This is a genomic window from Helicobacter sp. L8, assembly GCF_003660355.1.
Classification (GTDB): domain Bacteria; phylum Campylobacterota; class Campylobacteria; order Campylobacterales; family Helicobacteraceae; genus Helicobacter; species Helicobacter labacensis.
Map to the genome: position 1 here is coordinate 1 of NZ_QXQR01000022.1, position 18,363 is coordinate 18,363.

The following is an 18,363-nucleotide window of genomic DNA, read 5'->3' on the forward strand; positions in this document are numbered from 1 at the left end:
GGCTTAGGGGGGTTAGGGGTTTTTGTGTTGGGGATCTTTTGCAAGCTGAGCGCGTTAAAGAAGAGCTTTTGGGCTTGGATACTATAGATTCCCTTGACAAGCAAGCGCGTTTGGGGGGTGTTTTTCAGCACCACTTGGGCACTAAAAGCCCCCGTCTTCTTAGACAAATTGAGATCGGCAGAGAGTTGCACCACCAAAGCGCGCAAGGGCAAGATCAAAACCAAGAGACTAAGTGAGAATTTCAACATGGGCTATCCTGTATTACGCATGCCCTGAGCGATGCCTACGATGGTGCTGTGGATATAGGTCTTTAGCTGGGCTTGGCGATCTAGGGAGGTGTTAAACTCGCTAATGAGGGCGATCTGTAGACAATTGAGCGCGTTGATATAGGGAGTTCTAAAGAGAATCCCCGCGCGCACATCGCTATCTTGTTCTAATAAATGCGTTTCGGCGCGCACGGCTAACACCGCACGCATGGTTTTATCAAACTCGCTTTCTATGCAAGCCCAAATGTGGGACGCGCTGGGGTTATGCGCAGCAAAGTGGTGGTAGCGTTGGGCGATTTGTAAATCCACTTTTAAGAGCACTTGGGCGATGTTGTCTAGCACCACCTTAAAAAACCCATCTTGACAGTAGAGATCGCGCAACTTCTTAAAATCCCCTATGCTCTCTAACCCACTGCCCACCCCATACCACGCCGGCAAGATACTGCGGTTTTGTGTCCATGCAAATACCCAAGGGATGGCGCGCAAGTCTTCAATGCGTGTGCTCTCCTTGCGTTTAGAGGGGCGCGAACCCAAATTGAGCTCTTGGATAAAGCTAATGGGGGTAGCGCGCTTAAAATAGTCTAAAAAATCCGGGGTGGCGTAAATGAGATCGCGATAGATCTCACAAGAAACCTCTGAGATGTGTTTCATCGTCTTAGAGGGGGTGGCTCTTTGGGGGCGGTGGCGATCCAAAGTGGCTTTAGTGAGAAGCGCACCCGTGATATTAGAGAGATTATTCAGCGCGCTAGAGGGATTGAGGTATTTAGAGCTAATGGTTTCGCCCTGCTCGGTGAGTTTTAAGGTGTGATCAACGCTGTGTAAAGGGGCGTTCAAAAGGGCGTGTTGCAAATTTCCCCCGCCCCGACTCACACTCCCTCCCCTGCCATGGAAGAGCAAAAAAGCGATCCCTAATTCCTTACCCAAATCTATCAACGCGCTGATCGCCCCGTGTAAATTGTAATTGCTCGCAAAAATCCCTCCGTCTTTGCTAGAGTCGGAATAACCTACCATAATTTCTTGTTGCCAATGCATGCTTTGCAAATAGGCGCGGTAATGGGGGTTTTGGCTCAAGGTGCGCATGAGGGCTTGGGCGCGTTGGAGATCGTGGATGGTTTCAAAAAGGGGGGTGATGTGGATTTGGAAGGGATCTTTGGTGGCTAAATTGTGCTGTTTGGCTAGCCATAGCACGCTGAGTAAATCGCTAGCTTGGGTGGTCATGGACACGATAATGGAGTGGAAAATAGGCGCGCCCACCTTGTGTTTAGCCCACACGATGTGCGTGAAGGCTTCTAATAGGCGTTTGCACTCGGGACTGAACTCTAGCGCGCTCAAAGACACGGGGGGTTGGGCTAGGGCGTGGTTTAAAATCTCTATCTTGGCGTTTTCTTCTAGGGCGTAAAAATCGCTAGTGGCTAGCCCCAAGTGGCAAAACACTTCGCTGATGGCGTATAAAAAGACATCGCGATGTTCTCTAAAATCTAGGCGCAACAAGTGGAAACCAGCCAAGAGCACCAAATGCCTAAAATCTAGCAGGGGCTGGGAGAGGCTGGGTTCTAAATTTTCTAAGAGCAAATCGATGTCATCTAGCAATTCTTGGGGGTCTTGGTAGGCAAACTCCACCTTTAGGGGTGTGTTCAAGGCGATCAAGCGGTTTTTGAGTTTTTGCTCCATTAAAATGATTTTCGCCCTAAAGGGTTCTTTGGCGTGCAGGCGCGCGCTGGTGGGATCAAGCTTGCTAAAATGCGCTTCTAAATCCCGTTGCAACGCCACAGACACATGGCAAAAATCGCGCGCGATGGAGAGTTCGCGTTGCAATTTGGCGGTGTGTTTTAAATAGGCTTTGAGGATAAACTCATGCTGGATCGCCACCACTTGGTGGATGAGGGCATTATCCACAAAGGGGTTACCATCGCGATCCCCCCCGATCCAACTGCCCAGTTGCAAGGTGCTTTGTTGCAGGGGAGTATTGAGAATTTTTTGCACTTGGGCTAGGAGTTCTTGCGCGCTGGGCAAAATAGAGTGTTCCAAAATGTAAAGTAAATTATCTAATTCAAAGAGCACTTCTAGGCGTTCTTGGCGGATCAAATGGCTTTTCCACAGCAAGCGCAAGCGGTAGGCTAAGTGCTCTCTAGCGCGCGTGGCGGTGGCTTGATTGCAGGCGTGATCAAAGATGAGATGCAAATCCGCATAGATTTCTTGGGTGGCTTCTAAGAAAGTGCGCCGCATCGATTCGGTGGGGTGGGCGGTGAAAACGGGGTAAAATTGGATCGAAGCTAGCATGCGTGCCAAAGTGGGGCGATCTAGACCTTGTTCTAAAAGCGCGTTGTAAGCCGCATTGAGCAAGGAGGGTTGATCGTGCTTGTGGCGTTCTTCTACGATGTTAATGAGGATATTGTAAAGAGAAAAGGCTTTGATCACCTCTAGGATTTGTACAGAGGCACTGATCTCTTGCAACACGGAGGCGATCTGCGCCTCTTGGGGGGCTTTGTTTTCAAACAACGCTTTTAGGCGCAAAAAATGGGGTGTAGTCGCGGGGCTAAACTCTTCTAAGATCGCCACCACCATGTTATGCAGAAACTCTAATTCCTGACTCACTTGCAAATCTTGACGCATCCAAGTTCCTAGACAAGATTTAAGTTACTTTGCTTTAAAATGCACCATTATAGTCAAAAAGGGAGTGTATGTCTAGGGACGGGGAGTTCTTACCCATCTACACAGACAAAGAGGGCGATGTGGGCTTGGTGGCGACCCAACGCGTGGGAGTCTTGGGGTATGGGGCGCAGGGGCGCGCGCACGCGCTCAATCTGCGCGATAGTGGTGTGCGTGTTCAGATTGGCTTGTATGCAGGTAGTCCTAGCATCGCCCTAGCCCAAAGGGAGGGCTTTGAGGTGTGTAGCGTTGCCCAGTGCGCGCAAACTTGCGATCTGCTTGCTTGCATGTTGCCTGATGAAGTCCACGCCCAGGTTTACACTAAAGAGATCGCTCCCTTTGTCCAACGCGGGCAAACTTTACTCTTTGCGCATGGCTTTAGTGTCTATTTCAAACAAATCCAAGCCCCTGAGGGGGTGGGGGTGATCTTGGTTGCGCCCAAGGGTCCAGGGTGCGCGCTTAGAGAAAACTACCAACGGGGTAGCGGGTTGTTCGCTCTGCTAGCTGTGCAACAGGACAACACCCATAACAACGCCAAAGCCTTAGCTTTAAGCTATGCCTGCGCCATTGGGTCGGGACGCGTGGGGATTTTGCAGACAAGCTTTAAGCACGAGGCTTGTAGCGACCTCTTTGGGGAGCAGGTGGTGCTATGTGGGGGGTTGGTGCGTTTGTTAGAAGAGGCGTTTTATACCTTGCTAGAAGCAGGCTATCCCGGGGAGTTAGCCTATTTTGAGTGCGTGCATGAGATCAAACTCATCGCGGATTTGATTTATAGCAAGGGTTTAGCGCGCATGCAAGAGCACATCTCTAATACCGCAGAGTATGGTGGGCTGGTAAGCGGGGTTAAGCTGGTGGATCAAGAGAGCAAGGCGCGCATGCAAGAGGTATTAGCCCAGATTGAAGGGGGAGATTTTGCGCGCGCGTTCATGCAAGAAGCTAGACAAAATTACCCACGCTTGCGCGCCCAACGCGAGGCGTTAGGAAATAGCCCCCTAGAGAGAGTCGGGGCGCATTTGCGCGCGCATTTATTCAAGTAAGGAGAGATTGTGGTTATCACCATCACATCGGGTAAGGGGGGGGTGGGCAAAAGCACCACCACAGCCAATTTAGCCATTGGGCTAGCCATGCACCAAAAGAAGGTCGTGGCGATCGATTTTGACATCGGGTTACGCAATTTGGATATGATTTTGGGTTTGGAGAATCGGATCGTCTATGATGTGGTAGATGTGATGGAGGGCAATTGCAAACTCGCCCAAGCCCTCATCAATGACAAGCGCACCAAGGATCTGTATTTTCTGCCCGCCTCCCAGAGTAAGGACAAGAATATCTTAGAAACCCACAAGGTGCAAACCCTGATTGAAAATCTAAAAAGCCAATTTGAATATGTCTTGATCGACTCGCCTGCGGGCATTGAAAGTGGGTTTGAGCACGCCGTGCTCTTTGCCGATCGCGCTATCATTGTGGTAACCCCAGAGGTGAGTAGCGTGCGCGATAGCGATCGCGTCATTGGGATCATTGATGCTAAGAGTCAAAAGATCAAGGAGGGTCAAGAGATGCTAAAGCACATTGTGATCAACCGCATTAAACCCGACCTAGTAGAAAAGCAAGAAATGCTCTCTAATGACGATGTGTTAAAAATTTTGGCTTTGCCCCTAATAGGCTTAGTGCCCGAAGATGACAAGATCATCTCAGCCACCAATACGGGCGAACCCGTGATTTACACCCAAAGCCCTAGCGCGCTAGCTTTCCAGCGCATCACCCAACGCCTCTTGGGTCAAAAAGTGGAATTTGCGCAATTCAAAGCCAAGAAGGGCTTGGCAGGGATTCTAAAGGGCTGGTTGGCATGAGTGCCTTGCTGGATAAATGGTTTGGGGGACAAAATAGCGCGCGCGTGGCTAAGGATCGTCTAAAGCTCGTGCTAGCCTATGAGAGGAGCGCGCGCCTACCCTACATAGAAGAGATGAAAAAGGAGATTTTAGCGGTGGTGCAGAAATACACCCACACCACTAAGATCGATGTGCGCACCAATTCTAACCACAATATAGACACCCTAGAAGTAGAAATTATCTTAGAGAAAGAGGGGATCAACCCTAGATGTTAAGCCATTTTGACTACCGCGCGTTGGATTCTTGTCCTATGTGTTTGGGGAAATTAAAGCACCCCCCAAAACAACTCTATTTCACCGGGCAATTAGATTTGCTCCACGCCCCTTTGAAAGTAGCGATCGTGGGGAGCAGAACCCCTAGCCAATACACCCAACACACTTGCGCTACCTTGGCTAGGACAATCACCAAATGTGGGGGGGTGGTGGTGAGTGGGGGGGCATTGGGCGTGGATATTATTGCGCAATACAGTGCCCTGCCCCACACTATTATGATTGCCCCTTGCAGTTTGGATCGCCTCTACCCGCCTGCTAACGCGCGCGTCATTTCTCTCATCGCCCAAGAGGGTTTAATTTTGAGTGAATATAAAGAGAATTTCAGCCCCTACCGCCATTCTTTTTTGGAGCGTAACCGCTTGGTGGTGGGTTTGAGTGATGTAGTCATTATCCCAGAGGCTAATTTGCATAGCGGATCGATGAGTAGCGCTAAATTAGCCTTGAGCCACCAAAAACCCTTATTTGTCTTGCCCCAGCGTTTAGGCGAGAGTGGTGGCACGCAAGCGTTATTGCAAGCCCACAAAGCCCAAGCCATTTATGACATAGACGCGTTTTGCGCCAAGCTAGCCCAAGATTACGCCCTAACCCCTCCAAGGTCTCTTCGAGATGTCCTTTTGGCGTTTTTCAAACACGCTCCCACTTACGAACAGGCTTATGCGCGTTTTGGGGATTTGTTAACCCAATACGAATTAGAGGGGCTTATCACCCGCCGTAATGGTTGTGTGGTGCTGGCGTGAGCGTTTCCTTAGTAGCCTGTGATGTGGGCTTGAAGCGCATCGGGCTGGCTTTGTATGTGGGGGGGGTGATCTTGCCCCTTGAGCCCATTGTGCGCACCAGCCGCCAGCAAGCCAGCCGGGCTTTGCAAACTTTACTTACCCACAAACAACCTGCAAAATTGTTAGTGGGTTTGCCCCATGCGCGCTACAGCGACACGCGCCAACGCGTTTTGCACTTTGTTAGTTTGCTAGACTTTACCCCTGTGATCTTTGTAGATGAGGAAGACACCAGCGCACAAGCCCTAGAGCGCACTTGGCACTTGCCCCGCGCTAAACGCCAAAACGCGCGCAAAAATGGTCTACTAGATAGTCTGAGCGCGTGCGCGATCTTGGAGCGTTTTTTAAAACAAGCATGAAGGAAGCGATCGCGCCAACCAGCCAGCGTGCTGATTGCTTTGTGGCGCATCTAGCCGGTGTGCCCAGAAGCCAAGCCTTGCAATATATCAAAGCCGGCTTGGTGTGTATCAACGATCGCGCATGCACTAAGGGGGGGGTGGTGTTAAAATCCGGGGATTGCGTGCGGGTATTGTCACCCAAATGTCCCACGCCCCCTTTAATCCCCCCCCCAGATTTAGACATCGCCTGTTTGTATGAAGATGAGGATATTTTGGTGCTCAATAAACCCCCTCATCTAGCCACCCACCCAGCACCCAGCCTCAAAGAAGCCACTCTAGTGGAGTATTTGCAGGCTAAGGGTTATGCGCTCTCTAACTTGGGGGGGGTGGGGCGTTGCGGGATCGTGCACCGCTTGGATAAACAAACCAGCGGGGCGTTAGTGATCGCTAAAAATAACGCCAGCCACGCCCACTTAAGCGCGCAATTAGCCAATAGGCAGATGGGGCGTTTTTATGTCGCGCTCATTGAAGGGCGTTTGCGTGCCCAGATGTGTGTGGAATGCCGCTTAGGTAGACACCCTAAAAATCGCTTGAAGATGGCAAATTTAGACGCACTCAAGGCTAAGGGGGGCAAGCCTTCCAAGAGTGTCTTTATTCCCCTTGTAGAGGGTAGGGCGCACCAACTCATCGGAGCGCGCTTGCATAGCGGGCGCACCCACCAAGTGCGCGTGCATCTGCAAAGTGTGGGGCGTTATATTTTGGGCGATACCCTTTATGGGCGCAAGGATTCCCCTATTGCGCGCACCATGTTGCACGCCTATTTACTCTACTTGATTCACCCTAAAAAGGGGCAAGCCCTCTTGTTTAAAGCCAAGCTTTTAGATGACATGGTAGAATGCGCGCACAAACTTTTCCAAGGGGTTGATTGGCATGGGTGTTTGCAAGAAGATATGTTTTTGGGGCGTTTTGGCATTGCTATTAGCGAGTTGCGCTACCCCCAAAAAGAACAACACTCTCTCCTTTGCTAGCCATAGTGCAGAAAGCACCAATGCCAATCTTCCCGTTGTCAAAGGGATCAAGACGATCAACGATGTGCAATCTGTGGGCTTTGAGTGGTTACCTGTGGATCACCCTGAACGCATCGAGGGCTTTATTATCTACCGCATGCAAGCCGATCACACTTTTAGGCGCGTGGGGATTGTGCGCAACCCCTACGCTACGCACTATTACGATGATGGACTCACCCCCCAAACCCAGTATTACTACCAGATCGCCACTTTGGGTAAAGAGGGTGGGGTGTCTAGTATGTCTGAAACCATTAGCGTCAACACTTCTTTTATCAACCCAGTGGAGAGCGTCTTTGCGAGCATGACTAGCCCTAGAGAAATTAAGATTTTTTGGACTCCCCACCCTAATCCTAGCATCGCTAAATACATTATCCAACGCGAAGACGAACAGGGCAAGTTTGTGAATATCGGGGCGGTGAAGAACCGCTTGTTTGTAGAATACTTTGATAAAAAACTAGGGGATGGGCAAACCTACCGCTACCGCGTGATCGCGGAGAATTTTGAGGGGGCGAAGTCTTTGCCTAGCGCGGTGGTGGTGGGTAAAACTAAAAACCCTCCCCCCCTTGTGGCTGACACACAAGCTAGCACGGATTTGACGCGCAAAATTCATGTGAGCTGGACACCTCTGAGCCAACCAGACATCGCAGGCTATAAACTCTATGCGGCAGACAACGCAGGGGGCAAATACAAGGAGATCGCCCAAGTTAGGGACCACACTTACACCGACAATGTGGACTTAGACGGGGTGGAACGCTTTTACAAAGTGGTTGCCTTTGATAAAGATGGCATTGAGGGAGTCTTGCCCCAAAATGCTATCAAGGGCGCGACCCTGCCTCGCCCTCCCACGCCCATTATCACTAAGGGCACCATCGAGGACAACCAGGCGATCATCGTGTGGGAGGCTATTCAAGACCCCCGGGTTAAAGGCTATGCGATTTACCGCTTTGAGAACAACACCCGCTCTAAACCCCTGCGCTATGGAGGGATTTTGGGGACCCAATTTGTGGATAAAAACATGGAGGGTGGGCGTAAATACCGCTACCAAGTGGTGAGCGTGGATGCTAGCGGGTTGGAGTCGCGCCCAAGTAAAGAAGTGGAATTGCGCTTAGATCGCTGATGTATGCCCCATTTTAGCGCCACTTGGGCACATTTGCCTGATTTCCCCTTTGAATTAGAGGGGGTGCAATTCTTATACCGTGCCCAGAGTGTGATTCACCCCCAGATTGCCTTGATGGGGGTGCGCGTGCCAAGAGATCGGTATTTTTGTTTGTACCACATCACACGCCCTCAAGGGCATTTATTCAAGGCAGAGAAGTCCACGCGCCCCATCCCCATAGGGGTATTGCAACGCGTTTTGGGGTTGCTCACGCGCTATTGTGGGGGTGTGGAGGGGAATTTAAGCGCGCAAGGCTATGTAGAGAGCCCGTATTTGCTAGAAGTGGCGCAACTAGCACGCTTGGAGAAGTTTCACTTAGAAATTGGGTTTGGATCAGGGGTGCATTTGTTACAAAAAGCCCAAAGTAACCCCGCACAAGTTTATGTGGGCGTGGAAATCCACACCCCTAGCATAGAACAGGTGTTGCGCCACATAGAACTCTTGGGCTTGCAAAACCTCTATCTTGTGCGCGCGGACGCGCGCGCGCTCTTGGAAGTCTTGGGCGCGCAGTGTTGTTTGGGTGTGGATTTGCACTTCCCCATTCCTTGGGAGAAAAACCCCACAAGACGGGTGATGAGCGCGGGTGTGCTGGGGCATATCCTCAGGGTATTGGTTGAGAAAGGGGTGTTTTGGTTACGCACGGATAGTTTGGCGTATTTCAAGCAGAGTTTGGATTTAGCGCTAGATTTGCCAACTTGTGCGTGCCAGATCGCCAAAAACGCGCCCGCGCCCATTAGTAGTAAATACGAGGCGCGCTGGCTCAAACAGCACAGAGAAATTTATGACTTGCGCCTGCACGCTGGCTCTTTAGCCTGCGCCCACCCCCCTGCTTCCAAACTATGTCTAGAAGAGGTGTTTTATCTTAGGGGCGCGCCTAGAAGTTTGACCTTTGTGTTAGAGCAACGCTTTAGAAGAGGGGTTGATTATTTTTTACACATCCAAGATGTGCTAGAATACGCGCAGGTGTGGGTTTTGGTGCTAAGTTTTGGGGATTTTCACACCCCGACCAATAAGATCGTGGTGTGGGATAGAAAAAATGGGGTTTTAGAGTATGTGGGGGGTGCGCCCTTGAATACGCAGGCTAATGTGTTGGCGCACCGGCAATTAGAAGATATTTTGGTGGAGGCGTTGTGAGCAGTATTGTGGTGGCTAGGGATTTGTCCTTGGGCTATAAAAAAGATGAGTGGGTGATTAGGGGAGCGAATTTGAAAGTGGAGCGCAAAGACTTTGTGTTCATCTCTGGACCTAGTGGGTGTGGGAAAAGCACGCTTTTGCGTTCGTTATATGGTGATCTGCCCCTGCTAGGGGGGAGTTTAGAGGTGTGTAATATCAATGTAAATCGCGCTTCAAGGGCGTTCATCAATGAATTGCGCCGCCATATTGGGGTGGTATTCCAGGACTATAAGTTGATTGAAGAGTGGACGGTGGAGCAGAATATTAAATTACCCATGCTTATCAATGGGTATCGCAAGGAGGAATGCAATATCCAAGCGGAGAAATTGCTAGCCCATGTGGATTTGCTCTATAAGTCCAACCGCTATCCTTTGGAACTCAGCGGGGGGGAACAACAGCGAGTCGCGATGGCGCGCGCGATCGCCCATAAGCCTTTTTTGATCTTAGCGGACGAGCCTACGGGCAATTTGGACGACTATTCTAGCGACATGATTTGGAGTTTACTCAAGGGGGCGAACAAACAGCTTGACATCACGATCGTGGTGGTTACGCATAGGATTCCAAGCAATTTTAATGTGCCCTACCGCAAGGTTTATATCCAAGATGGAGAGGTGCATGAATACACTTAAGGAACACTTGGCTTTTTTATTGCCTTTGATCGCGTTATTAGTGAGCTTGGAGAGTGTGTTGTGGATTCAACGCGCTTTAAATATGCGCGAGGCGCAACTTTCTAAGAATTACACCATCGCCATTGTGAGCCAACAGAAATTGAATTTGGAATTTATCCGCCAAAATGTGCGATCTAGTGTCTCTCTTGAATCTATCAGCCCGGACGCGCTTTTAGAGAAATTGCAACAAAATATCAGCCCTAGTAGCTTGAGCAATCTGAAGAAAAACCTACCCTTTTTCTACTCCCTCAAACTCCAGCGCTTCCCCACTTCTGCAGAGTTACAAAAAATCCACAACAAACTATTGAAAATCCCGGGAGTTTCTAGGGTGGAGGTCTTTAGCAAAACTCACGATCAAGAATACCGACTCTTGCTCTTGCTAGAGCAGAGCACTTGGATTTTTGCGTCCTTAGTGGGGATATTGTCTATTTTGCTCTTAATTAAACAAGTGAGTGTGTGGAATTTACAATACTCTAAACGCATTGAGATCATGGAGCTCTTAGGCGCGCCCATGCGCATCAAAAATGGGTTTTTATTCCGCTTGGCTTTGATCGATTCGGTGCTAGCCAGCGTGGGGGTGTTGCTAGGGAGTTTGTATTTGAGTGCGCAGAGTAAATTCCAAAGCATTGTGGGCACTTTGGAGATTCAAAACACCCTTTTTATTTGGCATGAGGATTTTGCGATCTTCTTGGGGGCATCGCTTAGTGTGTCCTTGGCTTGTGTGTGGGTGGTAGTGGTGCAAAGGAGAACGGCATGAGAGTTTGGCGCGCAGTGCTCATAGCGGGGTGCTTATGTGCGGGGCTTGGGGGTAAAGAAGAGGGCATTGAAGAAATCCAGCGCAATATCAACTTCAACACCAATAAGTTGCAAGAAACCACCGCCCAAAAACAAAAACTCAGCACGCACTTAAACAGCTTAGGCAATGCGATCAACCAAAAATACCAACAAAGCCAAGAGCTCGCCAAGCAGATTCAGGTGATCCAAAAGAGCATTGACAAGAACCAAGCCCAAAGCCTAGCCCAAGAAAAAGCCTTAGGGCAGTATCGGGCGTATTTAGACGATCTCAAACACAACCGCCTTAAGATCCAAGATGAAGTTACCACGCTTTTACTCAAGGATATTCTCTTTGTGATGGTTTTAGACACACAGGATTTGGCTAACACACAGGATTTAATGCTCCAAGAAGTCTTCAAACGCCTAAGCCTAAGCTCTAAAAACCAACTTGCCAATTTGAATTTTCAAGAAGAACAGATCAGCACCAAGATCGCCCAACTCTCTAGCAACATCACCCAAATTAGCGCGACCATCAACGCCCAGAAAGATCGCAAACGCAATTTGCAACTTGTGGTGGAGACCCAACAAAAGATCATCGAGAGTATGCGCGCCGAATTGGTGCTTTATAATAAAAAATTAGAGACTCTAGATCGCGAGCGCAAGGGCTTAGATCAGCTATTGGCTTCTTTAAATATCGTCAAATTAGCTAAGGAAAAAGAAATAGAGCGCAGGAGGGCGCAACAAGAGCGCGAGCAAACACCCCAACCTAGCATTGAGGGCATTGAAGCCCCCATAGAGGTTAGGCAGGTGGCTAGCTCTTACCACAATATCTTAACCATCGCCTATAGGGGACCAAAAACCATCGCCCCTTTGAGTAGTTACAGGGTGGTGCAAAAATTTGGTCCCTATTTTGATCCGGTTTACAAGCTCAAAATCTTTAACGAATCCATCACTTTAGTGTCTACCAAGCCTAACGCAGTGGTGCGGAGCGTCTTTGACGGGCGGGTGGTTTACGCTAAAGAGGTGCCAATTCTCAAAAAAGTCATTATCATAGAACATAAAGATGGCATGCACACCATCTACTCCCAATTAGACAAAATTGCCCCCACCATTAGGCATGGTTTGCATGTGCAAAAGGGTTATGTGATCGGCCGCATCGATCAAAGATTGAGTTTCGAAGTAACACTCAAGGACAAACACATCGATCCTTTGGACTTGATCGCAAAAAGCCCCTAGTTGTTTGTTAAAAAATAACGAAAGAATGCCGATTTGGCGGTATTTAAGGAGATTTCATGCCCGATGGTATCGCCAATGTCTCTGAAATAAAACCCCATATCCTATCTAGCCCCTTGCCTAGTCGCGACTCCGCCCCCCATGCGCCCGCGTCCCAAGCAACAAAGCAAGACTCCATTCAAGAGGCCATTCTCAAATCCAACGCGCCCGAAAAGACGGACGCGGATTCTTTAGCTCACGAGTTAAAGGAACAGGATTTGCAGAAAATTAGCAAAGACTTGAACGAGAAGATGAAGCGCATGCACTCGGACATCACCTTTAGCTACAATGAGGACATTGGGGGCTTGGTGGTGATCATCAAGGACAGCAAGGGCAATAGGGTGATTCGCGAGATTCCCCCCAAAGAGGTGATCAAGCTAACCAAGAAAATGCGCGACATCGTGGGGATTCTCTTTGATAAGAAGGGTTGAGGGAAGTAGAAAATGGCAGTAGGGCAATTGAGTTCTTTGGGGCTTGGGAGTAAGGTCTTAAACTACGATGTGATCGACAAACTCAAAAAAGCGGACGAAGAGATGATGGTAAAGCCCATTGAGAAGAAGATGGAGGCTAACCTAGAGAAACAAAAAGCCTTAGTGGAGATTGAAACTCTCATTTCTAATTTGCGCTCCCCAGCCAAAGCCTTGAGCGACTACTCCACCTACACCGCACGCAATAGTAGCGTGAGCGGAGATGCGCTTAAAGCTAGTGTGAGTCCGGGAATCCCTATCCAAAACATCAAGGTAGATGTAGAGAGTTTAGCCCAGGGGGATATTAATGAGGTGGGCACGCATTTTAGTTCGCGCGATGACGCGTTCAGCCAATTTGACACCACCTTGCGTTTCCATACCAACCACCAAGACTACAATGTCAAAATCAAGGCGGGTATGAGTTTGGGCGATGTCGCCCAGGCGATCACCGATGCGACCAATGGGGCTGTGATGGGGATCGTGATGAAAACCGGGGGCAATAAACCCTACCAATTGATGATCAATGGCAAAAACACGGGTGCTGACAACCGCATTTACTTTGGGGATAGTGTGATCTCGCATTTGAGTAGCGATGCGCCTATTAGTTTAGGGCTTAAAGGTGAGGGCAAACCTGAAGATGATTTTTTTATCAAGGTGTATGACGCGCAAAACAATCCCATAGAAATCCCCATTGCTCTAGAACTTAGCGCGCAGACTTCTGTAGAAAGCAAGAATGAAGCCTTGCGCGTGGCTATCCAAAAAGCCTTAGAGGACAATCCAGCCACTAAAGACCTTGTAGATAAAGGGGAGTTAAATGTGGGGGTGATTAATGATGGCAAATCATTAATCCTCAATGACAAGCGGGGTTTGGCTGTGGAGGTGGGCGGGGTTAAAGCGCATGAATTGGGTTTTATCCAAGAAAAATCCCAAGCACAGGGGGATCTACTCAAAGCCACCAGTGCCCCCCAAGCTGGGGCTATCAAGGGAGTGATTAGTGTCAATGGGCAGAATATAGATTTGGGCGCGATCACCCACTTGGGCAATTCCAGCGAACAAAACGCCAAAACCATCGCCCAAGCCCTCAACCAGCTAAAGGGAGTGCGTGCCTCTGTGGGCAATGATGGTAAGCTTGTGTTAAATAGCGCAAGCGGGCAGTTGCGCTTGAGTGGGGGCAACCCACAGGGTAAGCTTGCCTTGCAAAAGCTAGGGCTCTCAGAGGGGTTTGTGCGTTCCTATGCTAACGCCCAGGGTTTGTTTGCCTTGCGAAATATCCAAAGAGCTGGGGATGCTAAATTCACTTACGATGGCGCGTCCATCACCCGTCCCACCAATGAAGTTAACGATGTTATCAATGGGGTGTCTTTAAGCTTGCAGGGCACGACAGAACCGGGTAAACCGGCCATTGTGAGCATCACCCGCGATGATAAGGCGATCATTGACAATGTCAAAGAATTTGTCAAAGCCTATAATGAGTTGATCCCAAAATTAGACGAAACTACCCGTTACGATCCTGACACCAAGATCGCCGGGATTTTCAATGGGGTGAGTGATGTGCGCACAATTCGATCCTCTCTTACCAACGCGGTTACTTTCACTCTCACCACTTCAAAGGGCATAGATAGCTTGATGAAATATGGGATCATGCTAGATGAACATGGCAAAATGAGTCTGGATGAAAGCCGTCTCTCTAGCGCGATTAATGCCGATCCGCAGGGCACACAGGATTTTTTCTACGGGAGTGATAATAAAACCATAGAAGGCAAGGAGGTGCACCAAGATGGGGTGTTCGAGCGGGTAGATAAAGTTTTGGCGAATTTGGTCGATGGTAGTAACGCGCGTTTGAAGCTCTATGAGAATTCTTTGAACCAGGATGTTAAGGCTTTGAGAAAGGACAAAGAGAACGCGATGGAACTATTAAAAACGCGTTATGACACGATGGCTGAGCGTTTTGCCGCCTATGACGAACAGATTTCTAAGGCGAACAAATCGTTCAACGCTGTGCAAATGATGATCGATCAGGCAACAGCCAAGAAGAATTGACGCGCACAACGCTTAAAGAAAGGGACAAGATGTTTAGGGCGAATGCTTATAATATTTACCAACAGAATTCTGTCAGTGTGGAATCGCCAGCTAGGTTGATTGAGATGCTGTATGAGGGCATTTTGAAATTTTGTGCGCAGGCGCAACGGCATATGGAAGCGGGCGATATTGAAAAAAAGATTCTCTATCTCAACAAGGTAACAGACATCTTTACTGAACTTCTCAATGTCTTGGATTATGAGCGCGGGGGGGAAGTGGCGGTGTATTTGACCGGACTTTATACCCACCAGATCAAAGTGCTCACCCAAGCCAATTTGGAGAATGACAGCCAAAAGGTCGAGCTGGTTATGCGCGTGGCGCGTGGGCTTTTGGACGCATGGCGTGAGATTCACCAGCATGAATTGGGTCGATAAACTCAAGGTCGCGCTATTACAAGATGATCTCTCTAAAGCCTTGGCTTTAATAGAGAGTTGTCCCTTTCAGCCTGGAGATGGCACGGACTTGGAAACTCTGCAGAAAGCTAAGGAGCTCATCGCCCAAACCTTAGCAAGACTCCAAGCAGAACAGCGTGCCTTGGGCGCGCAAATGCGCCAACTCAAAGTCGCCCAACGCTTTTTAGAAATCTCTGCGGACTAAGCCTTACAACACCCCATCACCTGAAAAACTCCCAGCGTGTTTGTTTACTTCGTAGGCAAACCCCCAAGGCTTTTTTAAAGTGGGTTTAGATTTTGTGATTTAGAAAAGCTCTTTAAGATTCTTTGAGCGGGGATATTGGCAATAGATACCAATTTATTAAGCATGACAATGGGGATAAAAGATTGTTGGTAGAGATCGCATTTCAAGTCTTTTAGGATTTCTAAGATATTTTTAAGGGTTAAAAAATCCCCAATACGGGGGTTTTCCAAATATTGTTGGTATGCCATATCCAAACCAAAGGGAATGGCTACATCCAGCACAAAGGCGCGATCGGATTTAACCAACATTTTAATGCCAAAATAAGTGTTGTGCCCAAAAATTGAGCCCGTATCACCGGTGATACACTTTTTGATATAAGCAGAGTTGGGCAAAACAAGGCTTTCTTTTGGAATTTTGGACTCTGAATTTTTCAAGTGCTCCACAAACAAACCGCTTTTATCTAAACCAATCCAATTAACATAGCTTGATCGATCTTGTAGCGATCGATCGTAGAGGTGTTGCAAAAACACCCGCACCACCTTAAAAGCAAAATCATCTAGTCGGCTAAAAAGTGCTAGGGGACCATCTTTAATGAATAGAAGTTTAGGCAACAATTCCCACTTGCCAGTCTCTATCAAAAATCTAAACACAGAGAGCATGAGTACCACCTCAAACACGTTCATCACAAAGGATTTTATAGCTCCAGCCCCCAAAATTTCATCGACCAAAGTGTGCAATTCAAAGCAATCGGTGATGTAGGTTTTTGCCCCACAAGCGCAAACTAAAAAATCGTTTTGTAAATCTTTGTAAGATGCGCTCTGTTTTTCAAAGATGTGCCTATCCCCACAGCCCGCGCATGCAATCTCTATAGACCCCCCTCCACCCTTATACTCTTGAAACACAAGCCATTTAAGAGTATTCAACAAAGAATCGCCATCCTCATTCAGGCTATTTTCTATAAAAATCTCATAGAGTCTTTCTCTTGTCGTGGTGATAAAATCCTTTTGATCGTGGCAGTAACCTTGGATGGAGAGCACAAAAGAAAAGCGTTGGAAATCTTTTTCTAATCTCCCTAAATCATCGGGGTTAATGCTCTGCTGTTTTGCAAGATTTTTTAAATCTCCAAGAGAAAAGGTCAAAATCCCTACATTGTAGTAACAAAGTCTTTTAGAAGGGTTGTAAATGAGCGCGTAAGTTACCCGGGTGTTCTCTAGGGCTAGATTTTGCCTAATGAGCTGTGCGCCCGCCTTAAACCCACTGATAGAGCTTTGATCAAATTGCGCGGCGTTGCTGGCGTAATCCTTGAAAAAGGGTGTGAATCAGATCATCGCTCATAAAGGGCTTGTGCACCGCTTGGGCGAGTTGTTGCACTTTTTGGGGGTGTTTTTGTTTGAAGGTGTTAGTAACATAGATCACAAAGGGGATTTCTACGCCATAAACAGAACAGCGATGCCCATAGCTGTTGTCTGTTTGGAACACATCTTGGGCGTGATCAGAGAGATAGATAATTAACGCGTCCTTGTCTTCAAAGAGTTTAAAGATTTCTTCTAAAACATGATCAGTATAGTAAAGCGAGTTCACATAATCCGCGACAATCTGTTTATCTTTCTCATCTTTGATGTGCAAACCTTGGTAAGGAATATCTGCCGGGGTGAACTTGGCATAAGCTTTGGGGAAGCGTCTATTGTAGGTAAAATGGCTTCCTACCAAATGGAAGAGGATAAAATTTTTCATGCCAAGCTGGGGTTGCACTTTATCCTTGTAGGTGTCTATAAGGACTTGATCGTAAGAGAGCCAAATCGCATTTGTCCAATACGAGGCAAAAAAACGGCGCGACAAGAGGGAATAGATATTGGTGAACACAGGTCTTTCTTGATTGTCTAGCCAAAAGGTTTTATAGCCTGCTAAATTAAAAATATCGCCCAAATTCCTTTGCTTATACCATGCAATGGCGCGGTTTTCTACATCTGCGTAGTTTAACAGGGTTTGAAAAACTACAAGGGTGTAGGAAAAAGCTGAGATCACATCATCAAAGACAAATAAATTTTGTGATCTCTCTCTCTCTCTCTCTCTACTAAGCCACTAAAAAAGGGCGTGTCAGGCACACTATAGCCATAAACTCCCATAAAATTCCTAGACGCGCTTTCGCCGATGATGAGGACTACATTAGGCACGCTGTTAGAATCTACGCTCAAATAGTCTTTAGGGATGGGTTGTTTAGAGCTTTTCAATCATAAGCTTGGCATCGCCATAGCCCTTAAGACTGGTATAAATAGCATGCCCCTCTTTGATTATAGGCATTGTCCTTGTTGTCATGTCTTCTAAAGCTTGGGCGATTCCCTCTAATCTCCAGTGGTGTAAGTAAAAAGCCTTGCTAAAATGTAAGGCTGTCCCCACAACAAGAAACCCTAAGATCACAATGTGCGCTCTTTTTTCTAGATGGAGCTGGAAGCGCACCCTATAGATGAGAAATCCACAAAGAGTGATGCCCACAAGGGATAAAATATGTGGCCACACCATACTTGCAAGAAACTCTTGGACTTCTTGTGCATGGGTAGCCAAGATGGTGTCTACAAGAGAAGGCGTAAAACCCATATTGAGGTAGTGACCAACAAAAAAATTGACTAGAGCAAGGAGAAAACTGAATGTTAGCATAGCGTTTTTAAATAGCCCGACTAGCCACTGTGCTTTGATTTGGTTGAGCAACCAATAAAATAGGTAAAAGAATAAAAAGCCATAAAAGGCCACTTTACTTGCATGCCAAAACAAATGCGCCTGCACCTGAGCCTCCAGAGAGAAACAACTCGCCACCACTGGGGCTAGCCACATCAAAAAGAAGCGGTTATCTAAGCGCACAGCCAACCTTTCCCAATATTTGCTGTATTCC

Annotated in this window: 18 protein-coding genes and 3 pseudogenes; 15 read left to right on the forward strand and 6 right to left on the reverse strand. The window is 48.0% G+C overall.

Going from position 1 to position 18,363, the window contains the following annotated elements:
- Together EAO37_RS07955 and EAO37_RS07960 are read right to left on the reverse strand one after the other, a co-directional pair.
- Positions 1 to 248 (reverse strand): annotated as a pseudogene (locus EAO37_RS07955) (hypothetical protein); the annotation flags it as partial.
- A gap of 3 nt (positions 249 to 251) precedes the next feature.
- Entirely contained in the window at positions 252 to 2,879 is a 2,628-nt protein-coding gene (locus EAO37_RS07960; RefSeq protein ID WP_120953031.1) for a phosphoenolpyruvate carboxylase, read from the reverse strand.
- Positions 2,880 to 2,947: 68 nt separating this feature from the next.
- Here EAO37_RS07960 and ilvC point away from each other — a divergent pair, with 68 nt between their 5' ends.
- The 15 genes from ilvC to EAO37_RS08035 are packed head-to-tail and all read left to right on the forward strand — an operon-like array spanning position 2,948 to position 15,437.
- On the forward strand, positions 2,948 to 3,952 hold the full coding sequence (ilvC, locus tag EAO37_RS07965; RefSeq protein ID WP_120953034.1) for a ketol-acid reductoisomerase: 1,005 nt from the start codon (positions 2,948 to 2,950) through the stop codon (positions 3,950 to 3,952).
- Between the two features lie 9 nt (positions 3,953 to 3,961).
- Entirely contained in the window at positions 3,962 to 4,762 is an 801-nt protein-coding gene (gene minD, locus EAO37_RS07970; protein ID WP_120953037.1) for a septum site-determining protein MinD, read from the forward strand.
- Entirely contained in the window at positions 4,759 to 5,016 is a 258-nt protein-coding gene (gene minE / locus EAO37_RS07975; RefSeq protein ID WP_120946214.1) for a cell division topological specificity factor MinE, read from the forward strand. The genes minD and minE overlap by 4 nt, the downstream gene beginning before the upstream one ends.
- Entirely contained in the window at positions 5,010 to 5,810 is an 801-nt protein-coding gene (dprA, locus tag EAO37_RS07980) for a DNA-processing protein DprA (RefSeq protein ID WP_120953040.1), read from the forward strand. The genes minE and dprA overlap by 7 nt, the downstream gene beginning before the upstream one ends.
- The gene (gene ruvX / locus EAO37_RS07985; RefSeq protein ID WP_120953043.1) at positions 5,807 to 6,205 is read left to right on the forward strand and encodes a Holliday junction resolvase RuvX; all 399 of its coding nucleotides are present in this window, start codon (positions 5,807 to 5,809) and stop codon (positions 6,203 to 6,205) included. Before dprA ends, ruvX begins: the two co-directional genes overlap by 4 nt.
- The gene (locus EAO37_RS07990) at positions 6,202 to 7,212 is read left to right on the forward strand and encodes an RluA family pseudouridine synthase (protein ID WP_120953045.1); all 1,011 of its coding nucleotides are present in this window, start codon (positions 6,202 to 6,204) and stop codon (positions 7,210 to 7,212) included. Before ruvX ends, EAO37_RS07990 begins: the two co-directional genes overlap by 4 nt.
- On the forward strand, positions 7,115 to 8,368 hold the full coding sequence (locus EAO37_RS07995; protein WP_120946217.1) for a fibronectin type III domain-containing protein: 1,254 nt from the start codon (positions 7,115 to 7,117) through the stop codon (positions 8,366 to 8,368). The genes EAO37_RS07990 and EAO37_RS07995 overlap by 98 nt, the downstream gene beginning before the upstream one ends.
- Positions 8,369 to 8,371: 3 nt before the next feature.
- The gene (trmB, locus tag EAO37_RS08000) at positions 8,372 to 9,541 is read left to right on the forward strand and encodes a tRNA (guanosine(46)-N7)-methyltransferase TrmB (RefSeq protein WP_120953047.1); all 1,170 of its coding nucleotides are present in this window, start codon (positions 8,372 to 8,374) and stop codon (positions 9,539 to 9,541) included.
- Positions 9,538 to 10,209, forward strand: coding sequence for an ABC transporter ATP-binding protein (locus EAO37_RS08005; RefSeq protein WP_120946219.1), 672 nt, complete (start codon positions 9,538 to 9,540; stop codon positions 10,207 to 10,209). Before trmB ends, EAO37_RS08005 begins: the two co-directional genes overlap by 4 nt.
- Positions 10,196 to 11,005 (forward strand): cell division protein FtsX, encoded by an 810-nt coding sequence (locus EAO37_RS08010; RefSeq protein ID WP_120946220.1) that lies wholly within the window; start codon positions 10,196 to 10,198, stop codon positions 11,003 to 11,005. The genes EAO37_RS08005 and EAO37_RS08010 overlap by 14 nt, the downstream gene beginning before the upstream one ends.
- Positions 11,002 to 12,258, forward strand: coding sequence for a peptidoglycan DD-metalloendopeptidase family protein (locus EAO37_RS08015; RefSeq protein WP_120953050.1), 1,257 nt, complete (start codon positions 11,002 to 11,004; stop codon positions 12,256 to 12,258). The genes EAO37_RS08010 and EAO37_RS08015 overlap by 4 nt, the downstream gene beginning before the upstream one ends.
- 56 nt (positions 12,259 to 12,314) lie before the next feature.
- Positions 12,315 to 12,725: a flagellar protein FlaG gene (locus tag EAO37_RS08020; protein WP_240451780.1), complete on the forward strand. Its 411-nt coding sequence runs from the start codon at positions 12,315 to 12,317 to the stop codon at positions 12,723 to 12,725.
- A 12-nt stretch (positions 12,726 to 12,737) separates the two neighbouring features.
- On the forward strand, positions 12,738 to 14,801 hold the full coding sequence (gene fliD, locus EAO37_RS08025) for a flagellar filament capping protein FliD (RefSeq protein ID WP_120946222.1): 2,064 nt from the start codon (positions 12,738 to 12,740) through the stop codon (positions 14,799 to 14,801).
- A gap of 29 nt (positions 14,802 to 14,830) precedes the next feature.
- On the forward strand, positions 14,831 to 15,214 hold the full coding sequence (fliS, locus tag EAO37_RS08030; protein ID WP_120946223.1) for a flagellar export chaperone FliS: 384 nt from the start codon (positions 14,831 to 14,833) through the stop codon (positions 15,212 to 15,214).
- Positions 15,198 to 15,437, forward strand: a complete 240-nt coding sequence (locus EAO37_RS08035) for a hypothetical protein (protein ID WP_120953053.1) — start codon at positions 15,198 to 15,200, stop codon at positions 15,435 to 15,437. Before fliS ends, EAO37_RS08035 begins: the two co-directional genes overlap by 17 nt.
- Before the next feature lie 74 nt (positions 15,438 to 15,511).
- Here the strand turns inward: EAO37_RS08035 and EAO37_RS08040 are convergent, their stop codons facing one another.
- The 4 genes and pseudogenes from EAO37_RS08040 to EAO37_RS08055 all read right to left on the reverse strand — a co-directional run.
- The gene (locus tag EAO37_RS08040; protein WP_240451781.1) at positions 15,512 to 16,615 is read right to left on the reverse strand and encodes a DNA double-strand break repair nuclease NurA; all 1,104 of its coding nucleotides are present in this window, start codon (positions 16,613 to 16,615) and stop codon (positions 15,512 to 15,514) included.
- A gap of 133 nt (positions 16,616 to 16,748) precedes the next feature.
- Positions 16,749 to 17,501, reverse strand: coding sequence for a phosphoethanolamine transferase (locus tag EAO37_RS08045; RefSeq protein ID WP_120953056.1), 753 nt, complete (start codon positions 17,499 to 17,501; stop codon positions 16,749 to 16,751).
- Positions 17,498 to 17,683 (reverse strand): annotated as a pseudogene (locus EAO37_RS08050) (sulfatase-like hydrolase/transferase); the annotation flags it as partial. The pseudogene EAO37_RS08050 and the gene EAO37_RS08045, both read right to left, overlap by 4 nt.
- A gap of 10 nt (positions 17,684 to 17,693) precedes the next feature.
- Positions 17,694 to 18,363: pseudogene (locus EAO37_RS08055) on the reverse strand (sulfatase); the annotation flags it as partial.

Excerpts from the sequence above, each read along its gene's own strand:
- EAO37_RS07995 (WP_120946217.1), top strand. The coding sequence starts at position 7,115 with ATGGGTGTTTGCAAGAAGATATGTTTTTGGGGCGTTTTGGCATTGCTA.
- fliD (WP_120946222.1), top strand. The coding sequence starts at position 12,738 with ATGGCAGTAGGGCAATTGAGTTCTTTGGGGCTTGGGAGTAAGGTCTTA.
- EAO37_RS08010 (WP_120946220.1), top strand. The coding sequence starts at position 10,196 with ATGAATACACTTAAGGAACACTTGGCTTTTTTATTGCCTTTGATCGCG.
- EAO37_RS07990 (WP_120953045.1), top strand. The coding sequence starts at position 6,202 with ATGAAGGAAGCGATCGCGCCAACCAGCCAGCGTGCTGATTGCTTTGTG.
- EAO37_RS08020 (WP_240451780.1), top strand. The coding sequence starts at position 12,315 with ATGCCCGATGGTATCGCCAATGTCTCTGAAATAAAACCCCATATCCTA.
- EAO37_RS07960 (WP_120953031.1), bottom strand. The coding sequence starts at position 2,879 with ATGCGTCAAGATTTGCAAGTGAGTCAGGAATTAGAGTTTCTGCATAAC.
- trmB (WP_120953047.1), top strand. The coding sequence starts at position 8,372 with ATGCCCCATTTTAGCGCCACTTGGGCACATTTGCCTGATTTCCCCTTT.
- dprA (WP_120953040.1), top strand. The coding sequence starts at position 5,010 with ATGTTAAGCCATTTTGACTACCGCGCGTTGGATTCTTGTCCTATGTGT.
- ilvC (WP_120953034.1), top strand. The coding sequence starts at position 2,948 with ATGTCTAGGGACGGGGAGTTCTTACCCATCTACACAGACAAAGAGGGC.
- EAO37_RS08015 (WP_120953050.1), top strand. The coding sequence starts at position 11,002 with ATGAGAGTTTGGCGCGCAGTGCTCATAGCGGGGTGCTTATGTGCGGGG.
- minE (WP_120946214.1), top strand. The coding sequence starts at position 4,759 with ATGAGTGCCTTGCTGGATAAATGGTTTGGGGGACAAAATAGCGCGCGC.
- fliS (WP_120946223.1), top strand. The coding sequence starts at position 14,831 with ATGTTTAGGGCGAATGCTTATAATATTTACCAACAGAATTCTGTCAGT.
- EAO37_RS08035 (WP_120953053.1), top strand. The coding sequence starts at position 15,198 with ATGAATTGGGTCGATAAACTCAAGGTCGCGCTATTACAAGATGATCTC.